The sequence below is a fragment of the Methylobacterium sp. HJ2 genome (genome assembly GCF_056431005.1).
In genome coordinates this window covers 423,770-442,086 of sequence record NZ_JBWJYM010000001.1, presented here as the reverse complement: position 1 = coordinate 442,086, position 18,317 = coordinate 423,770, and the positions used below count along the sequence as shown (strand labels likewise).

Sequence of the window (18,317 nt, the reverse complement as noted above, 5' to 3'; positions counted from 1 at the left end):
CGTCCGGCGCCACCGGCCGGAAGGCCGAGGCGTCGGATGGTTTCGGCCATGGCTGTGGCCGCGTGGCGGGTGATCTATGCGAGACCCGCGGGTGGCGCGTCAGGCCGCCTGGAGGTTGCCCGCAGCGTCCTTGCCGCTGCGCTTGTCGGTGAGGATCTCGTAGGAGATCTTCTGGCCCTCGACGAGGTTACGCATCCCAGCGCGTTCGACGGCGGAGATGTGGACGAAGACGTCCTTGCCGCCGTCGTCGGGCTGGATGAAGCCGTAGCCCTTGGTCTCGTTGAACCACTTCACGGTGCCGGTATTCACGTATAGTACCTCGTATCGTCCATTAGACGCAGGCACGCACGAACAGAGGCGCGCGGCTCTCACGTCTTCAGAAAGTCTTGCAGAGCAGGCGGGGCACGAGACGCTTGACCTTCAAAAGCGCCGGTCTCGATGCGTGGCCCCCCGACAACCTATTTAGGATGTCCTTGCGGCTGCAACAAGGCGAATGCGGCCTCCAATTTGCCCGGCGGCCGGTCGTTTCGCCGCGCCGCCCCCCCGAAGGCCCTGTGATTCCCCGACCGCGGGGTGCATATAAGAATACGCGATCAGACAGTTAGGCGACCATGGCAGGAATCTCGGTATCGTTGGAGGGCGCGAACATCCAGCTCTCGTTCCAGAAGGACGATCAGGCCACGGCCGTGGTGATGGACGCGCGCGCCGCGCGGGCTCTCGTAAGGGCGGTCGGCCAGCTGCTCACGGCCATCGACGAGCCGGAGGACGGCGACATGTCCGATGAGATGAACGAGGAGGACATCGCCATGCTCGACGTCACGTCCTCGGCGATCGAGGTCGGCACCGACGAGCAGGGCCAGGCCGTCGTCGCGTTGCAGGCCGGCGCCCTGCCGCCGTTCCAGCTGCGGCTGACGGACGAGGAGGCCCGCCACGTCGCGACGAGCCTGTCCGAGATCCTGAACGCCCCGCGCGACGTGCGCGCCTCGCACGGGGGCCATTGAGGCCCCTGTCGTCCATGAGGATGCCCGCAGCGAGCCGGCGCCCGCCGCGGGCTGTTCTTCCTACATCCGGACGCCGGGATCGGTCGGGCTGCCGGGGAAGACGTCGGGCTCCGAGCCCGGACCGCCGGGCTCGCCGATGCCGGGGTCGTTGACCGGGTAGGGGCTGCGCGGACCCGTCGGACCGATATCCGGCAGATCGTCGGGCTGGGGCGGCAGCGGCAGGTCGCCGGGTGTGGGATCGGGGGTCGGGACGCCGGGATTGGCCATGCGATCTCTCCATGCTGTCGGGGGTCGAGAATCCAACAGACGGCTTCCATGCGGGGTTCCGTTCCCGGCCGCGGACGGCTCCGGCGCGGGCCAGACCGGAGTGCAGGAAAGGCCCTCCCCGCGCAGCCCTGACGTGCTGGTAAGGAGCGGAACGTCCGTTCGGCGATCCCGTTGCCCGTCCACGAAGACGCCCCAACACGGAGACGCCCCATGCCCGACATCGCCCAGGCCAAGGTCCTGATCCTCGCCACCGACGGCTTCGAGGAGACCGAACTCACCGTCCCGCTGACCAAGCTGCGCCAAGCGGGCGCCACCGTGCACGTGGCCGCGCCGCGCAGCCGCGACGCCAAGGAATCGATCCGCGCCTGGGACAAGACCGACTGGGGCAAGAACGTCGCGGTCGATCACGATGTCGAGGCGATCGATCCGGCCGCCTACGACGTGCTCGTCCTGCCGGGCGGCCAGATCAACCCCGACAAGCTCCGGACCGAGGCCCGCGCGCTCGAGACGATCCGCAGCTTTCTGACCGCCGGCAAGGTCGTGGCCGCGATCTGCCATGCGCCGTGGCTGCTGATCGAGGTCGGCGCCGTCAAGGGCCGCAACGTCACCTCGTTCCAGTCGATCCGGACCGACGTGGTCAATGCGGGCGGTCAGTGGCACGACGAGGCGGTCGTGACCGATCAGGGCATCATCACCAGCCGCAATCCCGGCGATCTCGATGCCTTCTGCGCAAAGATCATCGAGGAGGTGAAGGAAGGCCTGCACCAGGGCCGCCAGCTCGCGGCCTGAGCGCCTCACGCGCCGGTCCGCCCAGGCGGACCGGCGTTCCCTTCAGGGGCTTGGCTTCTGCGCGGCGACGAGATCGAGATCGACGCCGACCGCCAGGGCTACCCACTGCCCCGAGGCCCAGGGGCCCTGGCCCACGCCGAACTCCGTCCGCACCAGGTCGAGATGGCCCAAAGCCCGGGCCTGTCCGCCGTCGAGGGTGAGCCGGAAGGGGAGCGTCACGGGGCGCGTGACGCCCCGAATGGTCAGGGTTCCGATCGCCTCGTAGCGATCCCCGCCCTTGGCCACGAAGCGCGTCGCCTCGAAACGGGCCTTCGACTCCGCCTTGACGTCGAACCAGTCCTTCTGCGGCAGCGCCTCGTCGCGCTGGACGTCGCCCGTGCGCGCGCTCGCGAGATCCACGAGGACCGTGGCGCGCCCGGATTCGGGGGCGTTCGGGTCGAAGCTCAGCGCGACCGTGAAGCGCTCGAATCGGCCGGAGAAGGGCGCGCCGACCTGTACCCCCGAGAAGCCCAGGCTGCTCCGGGCCGGATCGACCTGCCACTCGGCCGCTCGGGCCGGAACCACGGCAGGCGTGAGGAGCGCGAGGAGGATCGGCAGGGCGCGGGTCATCGGTTCGGCCTTGGCAGGGGTGACTCGGCCGTTGCGCGGCCAGGCAGCATCCGGCGCAACACATCGTCGCGCAGGATCCAGTGATGGCGCAGGGCCGCCGCGACGTGCAGCGTCAACAGCGCGGCGAGTCCCCAGGCCCCGTAGGCGTGCAGCCGCTTGAGCCAGGCCTCGCCGAGCGCCGGGTCGGGCAGGATCGCCGCCAGCGGCAGGTGCGGCCAGGGGATCGCCCCGTAGAGCACGGTCGGGATGTTGAAGGGCGAGAGCGAGACCACGCCCCAGCCCGCGAGCGGGAGCCCGATCAGCAGGCCGTAGAGGGCGAGGTGGGCGAACGAGGCCGCCCGCCGCTCGCGCGCCGGCATCGCGGCGGGATGGGGCGGCGGCCGGTGGCCGAGCCGCCATCCCAGGCGCAGGATTGTCAGCAGCAGGACCGTGATCCCGACCGACTTGTGCCATTGGTAGAGCTGGAACCGCCCCATCGGCGCGAGATCCGCGTGGACCATCGCGAGGCCCATGCCGATCAGGGCGAGCACGCAGAGCGCGCTCGCCCAGTGCAGCAGGATCGCCACGCGCGTGTAGCGCCGCGCCGCCATCGCCATGGGCGGTCTCCCCGATCGCCGTCGGTCAGTCCTGGCGCTCGAAGGCGCCCGCGATGGTGAGGTGCAGGGCGTCGCCGATCAGCGGCACGTAGGTCTTCACGCCGAACTCCGAGCGCTGCAGCGTGCCCGTCGCCTCGAAGCCGACCGTCACCTTCTTGCTCAGCGGGTTCACGCCCGCGCCGACCAGCGTCACCGCGAGGGTGACGGGCTTGGTCACGCCGTGGAGCGTCAGGTCGCCGGTCACCTTCGCCCGGTCCTTGCCCTCGGGCACGACCTTGGTCGAGACGAACTTCATCTCGGGGAACTTGCCCGCGTCGAGCCACTGGTCGCCCTTGAGCTCGCCCGTGAGCTTGTCGCTCGTGGTGGTGACGGAGGAGACCGGGATCGTCACCGAGAGCTTCGACTGAGCGGGGCTCTTCGGATCGAGCACGAGGCTGCCCGAGACGTTCGAGAACCCGCCCGCGTAGTTCGAGAAGCCCATATGCGAGACGCGCCATCCGACCTGGGTATGGCCCGGATCGACGACGTAGGTCCCGGCCTGGATCTGGGCCGGATCGCGGGTTGCCGGCGACTGGGCCAGGGCCGGGGCCGCCAGGGTGAGGGCGAAGGCGGCGACGAGGATGGGCTTCACGGCTGAACTCCGGTGATGAGCGCGCGGCGGATTCCTGCGGGTGCCCCGTCGGCGCGCGGTGAGGCTTGATAGGCCGATCGGGCGGGCCGGTTAAGCCGGCGATCCGGCACTGCAGAGTTTCCGATCCGGAAACCTCAGCCGGGGCCGTGGGCGGCGCGGAACGCGAAAGGCCCGCTCCCTCGGCGGAGGGGGCGGGCCTTCGTGATCACGACCGGACGGGGCGAGGGTCGGTCAGTTGTTCTCCTCGTCGCCCGGCTCGAAGGTCTGCGGCATCGTCGATTCCGCGCTCGCCACGGGGGTCGGCGCGCTGATCGTCGAGGGCACGTTCACGCCGTCGCGCTTGTAGATGTCGTCGCGGAACTGGACCAAGCCGTCCGGCGTCGCCCAGGCGGTGATGTAGGTCCAGTACACCGGCACGGGCTGGGTCAGCGTCGCGTCGATCCGCTTGCCGCTCTCGATCGCCTCCTCGACCTGCTCGCGGCCCCAGCCGGGCGTGTCCTTGAGGAGCCACGTGATGTACTCGCGCACGTTCTGCACACGCACGCAGCCCGAGGAGATGAAGCGGAAGTCGTCGCCGAACACGCCCTTGGTGTTCGTGTCGTGCATGAACACGCCGTAGGGATTCGGGATGTTGATGCGCACGATGCCCATCGAGTTGAAGTCGGCGCCTGAATCCTGCCGATAGGTGTAGCGCGTCCCCTCGTCGGAGAACCAGTTCACGGCCTTGGGGGAGATCTCGCTGCCGCCCGAGAGGATGCGGATCTTGTTGTCCGTGAGGTAGTTCGGATCCTTCTGCATCTTCGGGATGAGGTCCTTCTTCACGATGGAAGCCGGGACCGTCCAGGTCGGGTTGAAATTGATCTGCGTCGCCTTGGTGTTCATGATCGGCGACTGGCGGTCGATCTTGCCGACACCCGCGGCGTGCAGCGTGACGACCTGGCCGTTCTCCACCGTCTGCACGAGGGCGGCCGGGATGTTGGTGATGACGAAGCGGTTGCCGAGGTTGCCCGAATAGGAGCGCAGGCGCACCGCGTTGATCTCGAGCTGGCGCAGGCGCACGTCGGCGGGCACGTTCATCGCCTGCTGCGTGGCGAGGCTCATGACGCCGGTCTGGCTGAGGCCGTGGCGGGCCTGGAAGCGCTTCACGCCGGCCGAGACGTAGGAATCGTACACGCCGGAGGTGCCCGCCACCGGATCGAGGTCGCCCGTGACGACCAGGCGCTCGCGCACCGCGGCCACCGCCGGGCCGCGCGCGCCGACGCGCAGCCGGTCGGCGCCGGAAACCTGGCGCCAGCCGCCGCGACCGACGATGTCCTTGTAGCGCTCGATCATCTGCTCGGTCGCCGCCACGGTCTGGGGCGAGAGGATCGGCGTCGAGGAGCGCTGCACCTGCATGGCGGCGGGCGAGGCGTAGTCCTGGGCCCATTCGGCCTGGGCGAAGCCGGCCGGCTCGCGGGCGAGCGCGCCGGTGGCGAGGGCGGTGCCGAAGGTCAGGCCGGCGAGCAGCGCGACGCCGGTGGAGACCCGAGTATGTGCCTGTGTGAGCATCGGTCGGTGGCTCTGGTCCTGAAAGGCGAAACGGGATCGGCGGCCCTGTGTCGGACCACCCATCCCCGTGAGCGCCAGGGTGTCTGGGTGCGGTTAAGAACCCATGTGGACCGGGCCAGATTGTGGCGCGGCTGTGCGGCGGCGCACGCGGAGGCGCGGTGCGGCCCCGGCGCTACAGCCGAGGCAGCGTGGCCGTGGCAGATATGGCGCAGTTCCCTGGCGCACCCGCGCGCGATGGGCTAACGGCACCGGCATGACAGCGGGACGCGCCACGGCACGCGGAGATTCGAGAGGGCTGCGCACGCTCGTCGCCGTGCTCGCCCTCTACGCCTTCGTGCTGCAGGGCTTCCTCGGCGGCCTGATGCCGGCGGCGGCGGGCCCTGACGGCATCCACTGCGCCCCGATCTCGGCGACGGACGACGCCCCGGCCAAGGCCCCGCACGCCCATCTCGATTGCTGCATCGCGGCCCACCTCGCCGCCGGGGCGCTGCCCGCGCGCGATCCCGTCGCCGCCACAATCCGGCCGCCGCGCGAGGCCGCGGCCGTCGCCTGGCTCCCGGCTCCGTCCTATCGCCCGCGTGGGCCGCCGGACGTCGCCGCCCATCCGCGAGGTCCGCCCACGCTCTGAGACGATCGCCCATCGGATCCCTCAGACAACGGACCTCGTCCCATGACATCACCGTTCCGCACCCGCACGACCGCCGTCGCGGCGCTCTCGCTCGTGGCTCTCCTGGGCCCGGCCACCCTCACCGCCTCGGCCCACGCCGTCCTCGAGCGCAAGGAGGCGAGCCCCGGCGCCGGCTATCGCGGCGTCCTGCAGATCATGCACGGCTGCGACGGCAAGCCGACCACCCGCGTCAGCGTCACGATCCCCGAGGGGATGATCGGCGCCAAGCCGATGCCGAAGCCCGGCTGGGTGGTGAGCACCGCCCGCGGCGCCTACGAGCGGCCCTATCAGTCCTTCCACGGCACGGTCTCGGAGGGGGTGAAGACGATCACCTGGAGCGGCGGCGAGCTTCCCGACGACGAGTTCGACGAGTTCACCTTCGTGGTGCGCGTCTCGGACGCCTTCGCGCCGGGCGGCACCGCCTACTTCCCGGTGGAGCAGGATTGCCGGGAGGGCAGCTACCGCTGGAGCCAGATCCCGGCGGAGGGCGAGGCCGCGGGCGCGCTGACGGCGCCCGCGCCCGCCGTGCGGATCGTCGCCGCCGCGCAGAAGGGCGCCGCGGCGCCGGCCGCGTCCGGCACGGTCTCAGCCGGCGCACTCCGCATCGAGACGCCGTGGCTGCGCGCGACGCCGGCGGGCGCCAAGGTCGCGGGCGGCTACGTCCGGATCACCAATACGGGCAGCGAACCCGACACGCTGACCGCCGCCTCGATCCCGCTCGCGGGCCGCGGCGACGTCCACGCGATGTCGATGGAGGGCGGCGTGATGAAGATGTCGGCCCTCGAGAACGGCCTCGTCATCAAGCCCGGCGAGACGGTGGAGCTGAAGCCCGGCGGCCTGCACCTGATGTTCGAGGACCTGAGGAGCGGTCCCGTCGTCGGCGATCCGGTTCAGGGGACGCTGACCTTCGCGCGCGCCGGTACGGTCCCGGTGACCTTTTCGGTGGCGCCGATCGGGGCGCAAGCCCCGTCCGCGGCCGGCGCGCATCAGCACCACTGAGGCGCCGCGGCGCGATCGGGACGTGCGATCGGACCCGGCCCGCGCGGGGCGTGAGAGCCCCGCGCGGCGCCCCGACCGGCTCGAGAGCGGCCCCGACGCCGGCGAACGCCTCCCTCATGCGCCCTGTCGGAGCGCCTGCCCGGCCCGACCGCGTCGTCCGAAGACGCGGTCCGGGCCCGCGTGATCACGCGCGCGGAGATCCGCGCCTTTCCCATTCCCGATCGGGACGCGCCGCCCGCCCGCAGGCCGGGGGCCGTCCGGAGTCCGTCCGATGCAGACCCTCCTGGGGCGAAGCGCCCTCGCTCTCGCCCTCCTCCCCTCCCTCGTCCTGACCGTCACGGCCCGCGCCGCGCCCGACGCGGCCGTGGTCGAGCTCTCCGAACTCTCGGTGACCGGCGCCGCGCAGGGCTCGGCCACCGTGCCGAGCGTCGCCGAGCAGCGCGCGGCCGTGAACGCCACGGTCGGCTCCGTCGCCTTCGTGGACGCCGCGGGCATCCAGAACCGCTACGCCAACACCCTGCGCGACGTGCTGAAGGACGTACCGGGCGTCTTCGTGCAGAGCCGCTACGGCCAGGAATTGCGGCTCTCGATCCGCGGCTCCGGCGTCAGCCGCAACTTCCACCTGCGCGGACTCGAGGTTCTTCAGGACGGGATCCCGGTGAATCTCGCCGACGGCAGCGGCGATTTCTACCAGATCGATCCCCTGGCCCTGCGCTCGGCCGAGGTGTTCAAGGGCGGCAACGCCCTCACCTTCGGGGCAACGACGCTCGGCGGCGCCGTCAATTTCGTGACGCCGACGGCCTACACCGCCTTCGCGCCCAACATCCTGCGCATCGACGGCGGCAGCTTCAACACGATCCGGGAGAACTTCCAGGCCTCGCGGATCTCCGGGCCGGTGGACGTGCTGATCAACGGCACGCTGACGAACTCGGACAGCTACCGCAGCCACGAAGCCCAGCGCACGCAGAACTTCAACGCCAATCTCGGCTACAGGCTGGCGCCCGGCGTGGAGACGCGGTTCTACGCGGGCCTCTACCTCACCGACCAGAAGCTGCCCGGCACGCTGAGCCTGTCCGACGCGCTCAACAACCCGACGCGCGCCAACCCCGCCGCGCTCGCCATGAACCAATCGCGCAAGGTCGAGACCGAGCGCATCGCCAACCGCACCTCCTTCGTGCTCGACGTGGGCAAGCTCGACGTCGACACCTGGGCGATCCACAAGTCCCTGTACCATCCGATCTTCCAGGTGATCGACCAGGACGGCTGGACCTACGGGATCAGCCCGCACTGGGCGGGCAGCTTCGACGTCGCGGGCTACCGCAACGACACGATCCTGGGCCTGCGCGCCTCTGCGGGCCAGAACGCCGCGCTGCAGTTCAACAACCTCGCGGGCCAGCGCAACGGGCAGACGCTGAACGCCCTGCAGAGCGCCTCCAATCTCGAGGCCTACGGCGAGAACCGGTTCTGGTTCCTGCCGGACGTGGCGCTGATGACGGGGGCCAAGCTGTTCTCGTCGAACCGCACCTACAGCAACAAGGGCGGCCTGCCCGCGAGCCCGGGCGTGCAATTCGCCGACATCACCTACGAGGGCGTCAACCCGAAGATCGGGCTGCTGTGGCAGCCCCTCCCCGAGGTCCAGGTCTTCGGCGACGTCACCCGCTCGCGCGACGTGCCGGACTTCTCCGACCTCGTGCAGACCAACACGCTGCGCACCACCTTCGTGCCGCTCGAGGCCCAGCGCGCCTGGACCTACGAGGCGGGCGCACGCGGCACGATCGACCGGCTGACCTGGGACGTGACGCTCTACCGGGCCGAGATCCGCAACGAGCTGATCAACTTCAACACGGCGGCCGGCGCCGCCATCGGCGTGCCGGCCGCGACCTTCAACGCCCCCCGCACGGTGCACCAGGGCGTCGAGGCCGCGATCTCCCTCGTGGCGGCGCGCGACCTCACGGGCGTCGGCGACACGCTCACCCTCACCCAGATCTGGACGCACAACGACTTCCGCTTCGTGCGCGACCCGACTTACGGCGGCAACCGCATCGCCGGCATCCCGCAGGACGTCCTGCGCAGCGTGCTCGGCTACGCGCATCCGAGCGGGTTCTACCTGAGCCCCTCCGTCGACTGGGTGCCGCAGGGGGCCTTCGCCGACCACGCCAACACCCTGAAGGTGCCGGGCTACGCGCTCCTCAACCTCCAGACGGGAATCGACTTCGCCAACGGGGTCTCGCTCTTCATCGACGCCCGCAACCTCCTCGACGCCCGCTACGTCTCGGACGTCTCGGTGCTCGCCAACGCCGCGGCCTCCGCGGCGGCGCCGGCAGCCTTCTACCCGGGCGCCGGCCGGTCGGTGTTCGGCGGGGTGCGCGCCGCGTTCTGAGCGATTCTTCGGCGGGCGGCGGCGCCCGCCCTGGAGTCGAAACGGGCCGCCGCCGCGGCGGCGGCCGCGTTGACGCGATCAGTGGGTGATGTCGCCCATGCCGGTAAGCCGCAGGGTGCCCTTCCCGGGAAGCTCGACACGCAGTTCCAGGGTGCCGCCGGCGGCCTCCACGAAGCGGCGCAGGGTGGACAGGTAGAGATCGGCCTGCCGCTCCATCTTCAGGACGGACGGCTGCTTGACGCCGAGCACCCGGGCGATCTCCTCCTGGCTGCGATCGGCCAGCTCGCGCAGGGCCCTCAGGCCCTCCACCTCGCCGGCGAGTTCGGCCGCGCGGGCCTCGATCCTCGCCCGGCGCGCTTCGGGAAGTGCGGCCATGATCTCTTCGCGCGTGCGGCCCATCTCAACCCTCCTTCATCGCCTTCAGGTGCTGCGCGAACCGGCGGTCCGCCTTGGCGACCAGCCTTCGGTAGAAGCGCCCCTGGGCCACGCCCGCCTTGTCGCCGGCGAGGAGGACGATCGCCTGCCGCTCCGGATCGAACGCGAACGCAACCCGCCACACGCCGTCCGATGCCTTGAAGCGCAGCTCCTTCATGTTGGTGTGCCTCGACCCGGCAAGGGTGTCGGCGTGCGGCCGACCGAGGGCCGGGCCGTAGATCTCGAGCAGCGCCATCATCGCCAGGAGCGCGTCCTGCACCTCGACGGCCAGGACGTCGAATTCCGGATCGAAGTCGTCATGGGTGCGAACGATCCATGGCATGGCCCGATATAGCCCCGCCGCTAACGGCGGTCCATAGGCCTTGGGCTATATCGCCTCGTCTTCGGCCGGGCTCCCTCGGGAGACAGGTTTCCGCCATCCCCCTCTCTGCAGAGCTGCCGCGACAGGCCCGGTCCGCCCTGTCGCACGACGCGGAGCGGGATTGTCCCGATCCGGCACAGGCGAGCCCGCGGGACGCAGCGCCGTAGGGACAACGCCGTCCCGGTCTCGCCTGTCCCGCAGCACCTTCGCCTCCTCAGAGGGCCGGGGATGCCGCTCCGGCGCCAGCTCCCATTAAGGTTAAGCAAGAGTTGATGGCCCGGACCGCCCCGTCCGGCGTTAGGATTGCGGCCGTGGCCCCGATATCGGCGCGTTGATCCCGCATCGGGACAGGCCGACCCGATCCGCGCTGCAGGAGGCAACATGACTGGCTTCGACGTGACCTTCCGCGACGAGCAGGACTGGATCGATTTCGGCCGGACCTATGTCGGGTCGGAGGCCTTCCGGGCGCTGTTTCGCGACGGCATGGCCCTGGTCGAGGAGACCGCGGCCTATCTCGACGGCGAGGGGCGCGACGAGTCGCGCCTGATCTCCCGCGACGCGACGCTCGGCTACGCCGCCGAGAGCATGCGCCTGACGACGCTCCTGATGCAGATCGCCTCCTGGCTCCTGGTCCAGCGCGCGGTGGCGGAGGGCGAGTTGACGCCGGACCAGGCGCTGCAGGAGAAGAATCGCGTCCGCCTCGCGGCGTCCGAGCCGCCGAAGGCCGAGAGCTTCGGGCTGCTGCCGGTGCGCCTGCAGAACCTCGTGCTGCGGACCCGCCGCCTGCACGCGCGCATCCTCCATCTCGACACGCTGATCTCGGACGACCGTCCCGCCCCCAAGCCCCTCGACAGCCCGGTCGCCGCTCAGCAGGGCCTGCTGCGCTCGGCCTTCGGCGGCCGCGGCTGACCCGCGCTTCGGACGGGCGCAAACGAAAGGGGCGGCCCTCTGCGAGGACCGCCCCTGTTCGATTCCGCAGAGTTCCGGCGCCGCGGCGCCGGACCGGCTCAGCGGCGGCCGACGAGGTTGCCGAAGCGCGAGTTGAAGCGCGAGACGCGCCCGCCGCGGTCGAGCATCTTCTGCTCGCCGCCGGTCCAGGCCGGGTGGGTGAGCGGGTCGATGTCGAGGTTCAGCTTGTCGCCGTCCTTGCCGTAGGTCGAGCGGGTCTTGTACTCGGTCCCGTCCGTCATCACGACGGTGATGAAGTGGTAATCGGGGTGCTCGGTCCCCTTGGCCTTCGCGGCCGCATCCTTCGCCATGACCTTTTGTCCCTGACAGTGCCGCCCGGGAGCCCCGGCCATGCCGGACTCGCGGGATACGAACGGGTAACTTGGAATTGTTGCAATGAACCCCGGGTTCATGGCAACGGCTCGTGCAACGCCGACCGGCCCGTCTCAGAGGCCCGCGGCCATTCAACACGCGCAATCGGATGAAGGCGCGCGTATACCGCAGGCTCCGTCCGCGAACAAGCGTGCGAAGCGGGATGGGGACGATATCGGACCGCCATGGCTCGTAGACAGAAACGCGGCGGCGCGGAAGCCGCCGCCGGGCGCGGCAAGGCCCCGCTCAGTGCGCTCCGCCCCCTGGTCCCGTTCGCGACGCGCTATCGCGGTCGCATCCTCGCCGCCTTCGTCTCCCTGCTCGGTGCCTCGGCCGCGACGCTGGTGGTGCCGATCGCCATGCGGCGGGTGATCGACCACGGCTTCGCCGCGGAGGGAGCGGGCGTGATCGACGCCTATTTCCTGGCGCTGCTCGGGGTCGTGGCGGTGCTGGCGCTGTCGTCCGCGGCGCGCACCTACACGGTGGTGACGCTGGGCGAGCGCGTGGTGGCGGATCTGCGCGCGGCCGTGTTCCGCCGGCTCACCGTGCTCGACCCGGCCTTCTTCGACCGCACGCAATCGGGCGAGATCGTCTCGCGGCTCACCGCGGACGCCACGCAGGTCAAGGCGGTGTTCGGCGTCTCGATCTCGATCCTGCTGCGCAACCTGTTCCTGTTCGTCGGCGCCATCGTCATGATGGTGATCACCAGCCCGAAGCTCTCGGTGATGGTGCTGGCCGCCATTCCCCTCATCGTCTTCCCGCTGATCGTCTCGGGGCGCGGCGTGCGCCGTCGCTCGCGCGCCGCCCAGGACCGGCTCGCCGACGCCTCGGCCTACGCGGCCGAGGCGGTGGGCGCGGTGCGCACCATGCAGGCCTTCGGGCGGGCCGAAGCCACTGCCGCGCGCTTCGCCGCAGCCTCCGAGGAGGCTTACGGGGCGGCCCGCGCCTCGGTGCAGGGGCGCGCGCTCCTCACGGGCGTCGCGATCTTCCTGATCTCCGCCAGCGTCGTCGGGGTGATGTGGTACGGCGCCCAAGGGGTGCTCGCCCACGCCATGAGCGCGGGCCAGCTCTCGCAGTTCGTGCTCTACGCCGTGTTCGGCGCGGGTGCCCTCGGGCAGCTCTCCGAGGTCTACGGCGAGATGGCGCAATCGGCCGGCGCCGCCGAGCGCCTCGGCGAAATCCTGGCCGCCGAGCCGGCGATCGGCGCACCGGCCGAGCCGCTGGCAATGCCGGAGCCGGCGCAGGGCGCCGTCACCTTCGACGCCGTGACCTTCTCCTACCCGACCCGGGCCGGCCACGCCGCCCTCGACCACCTGAGCTTCGAGGCCGCCTCGGGCGAGCGCATCGCCCTCGTCGGGCCCTCCGGGGCCGGCAAGACCACCGTGCTGCAGCTGCTGCTGCGCTTCTACGATCCGCAGGGCGGCCGCATCCTCGTCGACGGCATCGACATCCGGCGCGTCGATCCGGAGGCTTTGCGCGCCCGCATGGCGCTGGTGCCCCAGGATCCGACGGTGTTCTCGGGCTCGGTCCTGGAGAACATCCGCTACGGCCGCAGCGCGGCGAGCGAGGCCGAGGTGCGGCGCGCGGCCGAGCTCGCCAACGCCGACGGCTTCATCCGCGCCCTGCCCCAGGGCTACGACACCCAGGTCGGCGAGCGCGGCGTCACGCTGTCGGGCGGCCAGCGCCAGCGCGTCGCCATCGCGCGCGCCATCCTCAAGGATGCGCCGATCCTGCTCCTCGACGAGGCCACCTCGGCGCTCGATGCCGAGAGCGAGCGAGCCGTGCAGCAGGCCCTCGACACCCTGATGCGCGGGCGCACCACCCTGGTCATCGCCCACCGGCTGGCCACGATCCGGGCAGCCGACCGCATCCTCGTCCTCGACGACGGCCGTATCGTCGAGGAGGGCACCCACGAGAGCCTGCTCGCCCAGGGCGCGCTCTACGCCCAGCTCGCCGCGCTGCAATTCACCGACGCGCTGGACGAGACCGCGCGGGGCAAGGGCCCGCGGGTGCGGCTCGAGCGTCTCCCCGTCGCCGAATAGGCGGCCCGCCGTTGACAGGCCGGCGCGGAGGCCCCCTCCTTCCGGCATGGCCGACCTCGACCTCGCCTGCTTCCCCCGTCTCGCGCTGCTCGGCCTGCCGACCCCGATCGAGCCGCTCGCCGGCCTGAGCCGCCATCTCGGGGACGCGCTGAAGGGCGTGCGCCTCTACGTGAAGCGCGACGATCTCGCGGGCTTCGGCCTCGGCGGCAACAAGCTGCGCAAACTCGAATTCCTCCTCGGCGCCGCCCGCGCCGAGGGCGCCGACACCGTGATCACGGTCGGGGCCCTGCAATCGAACCACGCCCGGCTCACCGCTGCGGCAGCCGCGCGCTCGGGCCTCGCCTGCGAGCTGTTCCTGACCCGCTCCGTGCCGCGCGAGGATCCCGATTACACCCGCAACGGCAACCGCTTCCTCGACGACCTATTCGGCGCCCGCGTCCACGAGCTGCCGGGCGACGCGGACAATTTCGCGGCGGCGCAAGACCGGGCGGCGGCCCTGCGCGCCGAGGGGCGGCGCGTCTACGTCTTCCCCGCGGGCGGGTCGAGCCCGATCGGCTGTCTCGGCTATGCGGCCTGCGCCGCCGAGATCCTGGCCCAGACCGAGGCCATGGGCCTGCCCCTGGCGCAGATCCTGGTGCCGAACGGCAGCGCGGGGACCCATGCGGGGCTGGCGGCGGGGCTGGCGGCGCTCGGACGCGCGCCCACGCTCGCGAAATCCTACGCCGTTCTGGCTCCCGAGGAGCGGGCCGCGGCCGAGGTGCTGGAGAAGGCCGAGGCCACCCTCGCCCTGCTGGAACCGGGCGGCCGGCTCACGGCGGCCGACATCGTCGTGGACGGGCGCCATCGCGGGCCCGGCTACGGCATCCCCACCGAGGCCATGCGGGAGGCCGTGCGCCTGATGGCCCGCACCGAGGGGATGCTGCTCGATCCGGTCTATAGCGGCAAGGCCTTCGCGGGCCTCCTGCACGACCTGCGCTCCGGCCGCTACGCCCCGGGCGAGGCGGTGCTGTTCGTGATGACCGGCGGCACGCCCGGCCTGTTCGCCTACCCGTCCGCCTTCAGCGCCGAGCCGGAATGAGGGCCGCCAGCGCCGCGACGAGCCAGCCCGCCATCAGCCCGGTGCCGCCGATGGGGGCCGCCATCGGGAACAGGGGTTGAGCCGCGAGGGCGCGGAGCGCGAGATCGCCGCTGAACAGCGCGACGCCCGCGAGGAGGAGCCCGGCGGCGATCCGGGCGAGGCCGCCGTGAACCGGGCCGCCGCGCCCGAGGGCGACGAGCGCCAGGATCGCGGGAGCGTGGAACAGCAGGAACTGCGCGGCTGTCTTCAGCGTCTCGCCGCCGGTCCCGTGCGCGGCGGCGGCGCTCGCCGCGACGCCCAGCCCGCCGGCCAGGGCCGCGAGGGCGAGGAGGAGGCGGTCGCCCAGCATCAGGCGCCGCGCTCGGAGAGCAGCCGGGCGACGGCCGCGCGCAGCTCCGGCACGCCGCGATCGTCGCGGCTCGAGGTCAGCAGGATCTGCGGGAAGGCCGCCGGGCGCCGGGCCAGAGCCGCCTGGATCCCCGACAGCCGCGCCTCGACCTCGGATTTCTTGAGGGCGTCGCCCTTGGTCAGGACGATCTGATAGCTCACCGCCGCCTTGTCGAGACCGTCGAGGATGTCGGTGTCGAGGCTCTTCAGGCCGTGGCGCGCGTCGATCAGCACGAAGACGCGGGCGAGGTTGGCGCGGCCCTTGAGGTAGGCGTGAATCAGGTCCGTCCAGGCCTCGACCTTGGCCTTCTCGACCGCGGCGTAGCCGTAGCCCGGCATGTCGACGAGGCTCAGCCGCTCGCCCACCTTGAAGAAGTTGAGCTGCTGCGTCCGGCCCGGGGTGTGCGAGGTGCGCGCGAGGGTGTTGCGGCCGGTCAGCGCGTTGATCAGGCTCGACTTGCCCACGTTCGAGCGGCCCGCGAAGGCGATCTCGACGCCCTCCATCGGCGGCAGACGGTCCAGCGTCTGGGCGGCGGCGTAGAAATCGGCCGCGCCGGCAAACAGCAGGCGCCCGGCCTCGACGAGGGCGGCGTCCGCGTCGGTGTCGGGTGGTGTGGTCACGCGTCTTCCGATCCTGGCGAAGGGGCTCCGGGACTCACACGTCCCGGAGCCCTACCCGCGGGATCTCCCCTCCCCCGTGGGGCAGGGAAGATCCCGCGGCCCGTTCGACTCTTTTCGTCAGCTGTTGGTCGTCAGCTCTTGGCGGCGGCGCCCCGGGCCGCCCCGCCGCGGCGGAACGTGTTCCGGAGGTTGTCCCACAACTCCACCTTCACGCCGTTGCGGCGCATGATGACGTATTGCTGCGTCACCGAGAGGGTGTTGTTCCAGGCCCAGTAGATCACCAGACCCGCCGGGAACGAGCCCAGCATGAAGGTGAAGATGATCGGCATGAAGGTGAAGATCTGCGCCTGGACCGGGTCCGGCGGCGCGGGGTTCATCTTCATCTGCACGAACATCGTGATGCCCATGATGATCGGCCAGATCCCGAGATGCACGAAATCGGGGGCCGGGAAGGGCAGCAGGCCGAACAGGTTGACGATGCTCGTCGGATCGGGCGCAGCCAGATCCTGGATCCAGCCGAAGAACGGCGCGTGCCGCATCTCGATGGTGATGAACAGCACCTTGTAGAGCGCGAAGAAGACCGGGATCTGGATCAGCACCGGCCAGCAGCCGGCGACCGGGTTGATCTTCTCCTTCTTGTACAGCTCCATCATCGCCTGTTGCTGCTTCATCTTGTCGTCTTTGTACCGCTCGCGGATGGAAGCCATCTCGGGCTGCACGGCCTTCATCTTGGCCATGGAGACGTAGGAGCGGTTGGCGATCGGCAGGAAGAGCAGCTTCAGGCAGAAGGTCACGATCAGGATCGAGACGCCGAAATTGCCGAGCAGGTGGTAGAAGAAGTCCAGCGCCCGGAACATCGGCTTCGTGATGAAGTGGAACCAGCCCCAGTCGATCATCAGATCGAACTGCTTGATGCCGAGCTGCTTCTCGTAGCCGTTGATGGCGTTGACCTCCTTGGCCCCCGCGAACAGGTGCTGGGTGGCCGAGACGGTGGCGCCCGGCTCGACGCTGCGGGCCTCGGCGCGCACGCTGGCTTGGTAGACCTGGACCTTGCCGTCGGTGCGCTCGGTGAAGGCGCCCGTGTAGGGGGCGTCCTGGGCCGGGATCGCGGCGGCAGCCCAGTACTTGTCGGTGATGCCGACGAAGCCGCCGGTCACGTTCGTCCAGGCCTTGCCCTTGGTGTTGGCGCCGCCGTAGGCCGGCTCCTTGGCGAGGTGGTCGTAGGTGTATTCCTGCAGGCCGTCGCCGCCGAGCACGCCGATCATGCCCTCGTGCAGGACGTAGTAGCCCTGGGTGTGCGGCTTCCCCCAGCGCGAGACGAGGCTGTAGGGGAACAGCGTCACCGCGCCCGAGCTCTTATTCTCGACCTCGTCGCGGATGGTGAACATGTACTTGTCGTCGACCGCGAGGATGCGGCGGAAGATCAGGCCCGCGCCGTTGTCCCAGGTCAGCGTCACCGGCATGCTTGGCGCGAGCGTCTGGCCGCTCGCCGTCCAGACCGTGTCGGGGCCGGGCAGCGGGCCCGCATTCTGACCGACCCAGCCGAACTCGGCGTAGTACGGGGTCTCGGTGCCGGCGGGCGAGAGCAGCACGATCTCCGGGCTCTTGTCGCTCACGGTCTCGTGGTAGTTCTTCAGCGACACGTCGTCGATCCGCGCGCCCTTGAGGGCGATCGACCCCGTCAGCGCGGGCGTCTCGATCCGGATGCGCGGCGAGCGCGCGATCACGGCCTGGCGCGGCTCGGGCGCGGCCTGGGTCGCGGTTCCCGGCACGGGCGCGGCGGGGCCGCCCTCCTTCGGGGCGGGCGAGGGCACGCCGTCCGGGGTCACCCCCGGGCTCTGCTGGGCCGCCTGGTTCTGCAGGGCGGCCTGCCGCTGCTGCTCGACGCGCGGCGCGGCGACGAAGTAGTTCCAGCCGAGCAGCACGACGAGCGACAGGGCGATCGCCACGAACATGTTCGTCTTGTCATTGCCCATCGGGGACACCGCCGCACGCGTTCGGGAGAGAGGATGGCGCTGCGGGCGGGCCCGCGTCGCGATGAGAAGGTGTGGGTTGGTCCGGGCGCCCGCCAGGGGTGCCCGGCTCGGACCGGCGGGCGGCCTCGTCCCCGGGACGCGCCGCGACAGGGGGAGCACCGCCCCCGCCAGAATCCTTGCCGCGCCCCTTGCCCGCGTTCCTGCCCCCGCCCGTGCCGCGGCGCGGCCCGGAATCCGGCCCGCGCGGACGCGCCACGGCGCCGGCGGCGCGGCGCAGATCGTCCTTGAGCGTGTCGAAGGAGGCGTCGATGGCCGGACGGCGGGCGATCAGCACGATGTCGGCCGGAAGCACGGGCAGCTCGGCCGAGACGGCCGCGACGGCTGCCCGAAGGCGCCGCCGGATCCGGTTGCGCTCGGTGGCATGGCCGACCCGCTTCGTGATGGTGAAGCCGATGCGCAGGCCCGGTGCCGCGGGCACGGCGCCCGCGTCGCGCAGCCGGCCCTGGCCCGTCAGGCGTTCGGTGTGGAAGCGGCGCCCCTCGGCCGCCGCCAGGAAGTCGGGCCGGCGCCTGAGCCGCTCGATCGTCGACATCGCCGATCCGACTCCGAT

The 18,317-nt window shown here is 71.1% G+C and carries 21 protein-coding genes; 8 read left to right on the top strand and 13 right to left on the bottom strand.

Annotation, left to right across the window (positions count from 1 at the left end):
* Positions 1-99 precede the first annotated feature (99 nt).
* On the bottom strand, positions 100-309 hold the full coding sequence (locus ACS5RC_RS02060) for a cold-shock protein (RefSeq protein ID WP_109896418.1): 210 nt from the start codon (positions 307-309) through the stop codon (positions 100-102).
* Between the two features lie 302 nt (positions 310-611).
* Between ACS5RC_RS02060 and ACS5RC_RS02055 the strand changes: the two genes are divergently transcribed.
* Positions 612-1,001, top strand: a complete 390-nt coding sequence (locus tag ACS5RC_RS02055; RefSeq protein ID WP_478342154.1) for a hypothetical protein — start codon at positions 612-614, stop codon at positions 999-1,001.
* A 60-nt stretch (positions 1,002-1,061) separates the two neighbouring features.
* Here the strand turns inward: ACS5RC_RS02055 and ACS5RC_RS02050 are convergent, their stop codons facing one another.
* Complete coding sequence (locus tag ACS5RC_RS02050) at positions 1,062-1,268, bottom strand: hypothetical protein (RefSeq protein WP_478342153.1); 207 nt, start codon at positions 1,266-1,268, stop codon at positions 1,062-1,064.
* Between the two features lie 210 nt (positions 1,269-1,478).
* Between ACS5RC_RS02050 and ACS5RC_RS02045 the strand changes: the two genes are divergently transcribed.
* The gene (locus tag ACS5RC_RS02045; RefSeq protein ID WP_478342152.1) at positions 1,479-2,057 is read left to right on the top strand and encodes a type 1 glutamine amidotransferase domain-containing protein; all 579 of its coding nucleotides are present in this window, start codon (positions 1,479-1,481) and stop codon (positions 2,055-2,057) included.
* Positions 2,058-2,099: 42 nt separating this feature from the next.
* On the opposite strand, the gene ACS5RC_RS02040 is transcribed toward ACS5RC_RS02045, so the two are convergent.
* From ACS5RC_RS02040 to ACS5RC_RS02025, 4 genes are all read right to left on the bottom strand, one after another.
* Positions 2,100-2,666, bottom strand: a complete 567-nt coding sequence (locus tag ACS5RC_RS02040) for a YceI family protein (protein ID WP_478342151.1) — start codon at positions 2,664-2,666, stop codon at positions 2,100-2,102.
* Positions 2,663-3,262, bottom strand: a complete 600-nt coding sequence (locus tag ACS5RC_RS02035) for a cytochrome b (RefSeq protein WP_478342150.1) — start codon at positions 3,260-3,262, stop codon at positions 2,663-2,665. Before ACS5RC_RS02035 ends, ACS5RC_RS02040 begins: the two co-directional genes overlap by 4 nt.
* Before the next feature lie 25 nt (positions 3,263-3,287).
* Entirely contained in the window at positions 3,288-3,893 is a 606-nt protein-coding gene (locus ACS5RC_RS02030) for a YceI family protein (RefSeq protein WP_478342149.1), read from the bottom strand.
* A 231-nt stretch (positions 3,894-4,124) separates the two neighbouring features.
* On the bottom strand, positions 4,125-5,441 hold the full coding sequence (locus tag ACS5RC_RS02025; RefSeq protein ID WP_478342148.1) for a L,D-transpeptidase family protein: 1,317 nt from the start codon (positions 5,439-5,441) through the stop codon (positions 4,125-4,127).
* Positions 5,442-5,694: 253 nt separating this feature from the next.
* Between ACS5RC_RS02025 and ACS5RC_RS02020 the strand changes: the two genes are divergently transcribed.
* The 3 genes from ACS5RC_RS02020 (at position 5,695) to ACS5RC_RS02010 (ending at position 9,487) form a co-directional block, all read left to right on the top strand.
* Positions 5,695-6,069 carry a hypothetical protein gene (locus ACS5RC_RS02020; RefSeq protein ID WP_478342147.1) on the top strand — a complete coding sequence of 125 codons (375 nt, stop codon included), beginning with the start codon at positions 5,695-5,697 and terminating at the stop codon, positions 6,067-6,069.
* A gap of 42 nt (positions 6,070-6,111) precedes the next feature.
* Positions 6,112-7,107: a DUF1775 domain-containing protein gene (locus ACS5RC_RS02015; protein WP_478342146.1), complete on the top strand. Its 996-nt coding sequence runs from the start codon at positions 6,112-6,114 to the stop codon at positions 7,105-7,107.
* A 271-nt stretch (positions 7,108-7,378) separates the two neighbouring features.
* Positions 7,379-9,487 carry a TonB-dependent receptor family protein gene (locus ACS5RC_RS02010; protein WP_478342145.1) on the top strand — a complete coding sequence of 703 codons (2,109 nt, stop codon included), beginning with the start codon at positions 7,379-7,381 and terminating at the stop codon, positions 9,485-9,487.
* A 78-nt stretch (positions 9,488-9,565) separates the two neighbouring features.
* On the opposite strand, the gene ACS5RC_RS02005 is transcribed toward ACS5RC_RS02010, so the two are convergent.
* Positions 9,566-9,886, bottom strand: a complete 321-nt coding sequence (locus ACS5RC_RS02005) for an XRE family transcriptional regulator (protein ID WP_478342144.1) — start codon at positions 9,884-9,886, stop codon at positions 9,566-9,568.
* A gap of 1 nt (position 9,887) precedes the next feature.
* Complete coding sequence (locus ACS5RC_RS02000; RefSeq protein WP_478342143.1) at positions 9,888-10,244, bottom strand: type II toxin-antitoxin system RelE/ParE family toxin; 357 nt, start codon at positions 10,242-10,244, stop codon at positions 9,888-9,890.
* Positions 10,245-10,664: 420 nt separating this feature from the next.
* Between ACS5RC_RS02000 and rcdA the strand changes: the two genes are divergently transcribed.
* On the top strand, positions 10,665-11,192 hold the full coding sequence (gene rcdA / locus ACS5RC_RS01995) for a protease adaptor protein RcdA (protein ID WP_478342142.1): 528 nt from the start codon (positions 10,665-10,667) through the stop codon (positions 11,190-11,192).
* 98 nt (positions 11,193-11,290) lie between these two features.
* Here the strand turns inward: rcdA and rpmE are convergent, their stop codons facing one another.
* Positions 11,291-11,542 carry a 50S ribosomal protein L31 gene (gene rpmE / locus ACS5RC_RS01990; protein WP_478342141.1) on the bottom strand — a complete coding sequence of 84 codons (252 nt, stop codon included), beginning with the start codon at positions 11,540-11,542 and terminating at the stop codon, positions 11,291-11,293.
* A gap of 246 nt (positions 11,543-11,788) precedes the next feature.
* Here rpmE and ACS5RC_RS01985 point away from each other — a divergent pair, with 246 nt between their 5' ends.
* Positions 11,789-13,645 carry an ABC transporter transmembrane domain-containing protein gene (locus ACS5RC_RS01985; protein ID WP_478342140.1) on the top strand — a complete coding sequence of 619 codons (1,857 nt, stop codon included), beginning with the start codon at positions 11,789-11,791 and terminating at the stop codon, positions 13,643-13,645.
* Positions 13,646-13,691: 46 nt separating this feature from the next.
* Positions 13,692-14,723: a D-cysteine desulfhydrase family protein gene (locus ACS5RC_RS01980; protein WP_478342139.1), complete on the top strand. Its 1,032-nt coding sequence runs from the start codon at positions 13,692-13,694 to the stop codon at positions 14,721-14,723.
* On the opposite strand, the gene ACS5RC_RS01975 is transcribed toward ACS5RC_RS01980, so the two are convergent.
* The 4 genes from ACS5RC_RS01975 to rnpA form a co-directional block, all read right to left on the bottom strand.
* Positions 14,704-15,072 carry a DUF423 domain-containing protein gene (locus ACS5RC_RS01975; RefSeq protein ID WP_478342138.1) on the bottom strand — a complete coding sequence of 123 codons (369 nt, stop codon included), beginning with the start codon at positions 15,070-15,072 and terminating at the stop codon, positions 14,704-14,706. The two genes, ACS5RC_RS01980 and ACS5RC_RS01975, sit on opposite strands and share 20 nt — an antisense overlap.
* Positions 15,072-15,731, bottom strand: coding sequence for a ribosome biogenesis GTP-binding protein YihA/YsxC (gene yihA, locus ACS5RC_RS01970; protein WP_478342137.1), 660 nt, complete (start codon positions 15,729-15,731; stop codon positions 15,072-15,074). Before yihA ends, ACS5RC_RS01975 begins: the two co-directional genes overlap by 1 nt.
* 131 nt (positions 15,732-15,862) lie before the next feature.
* Positions 15,863-17,707 (bottom strand): membrane protein insertase YidC, encoded by a 1,845-nt coding sequence (yidC, locus tag ACS5RC_RS01965; protein WP_478342136.1) that lies wholly within the window; start codon positions 17,705-17,707, stop codon positions 15,863-15,865.
* On the bottom strand, positions 17,697-18,299 hold the full coding sequence (gene rnpA / locus ACS5RC_RS01960; RefSeq protein ID WP_478342135.1) for a ribonuclease P protein component: 603 nt from the start codon (positions 18,297-18,299) through the stop codon (positions 17,697-17,699). Before rnpA ends, yidC begins: the two co-directional genes overlap by 11 nt.
* Between the last annotated feature and the right edge of the window lie 18 nt (positions 18,300-18,317).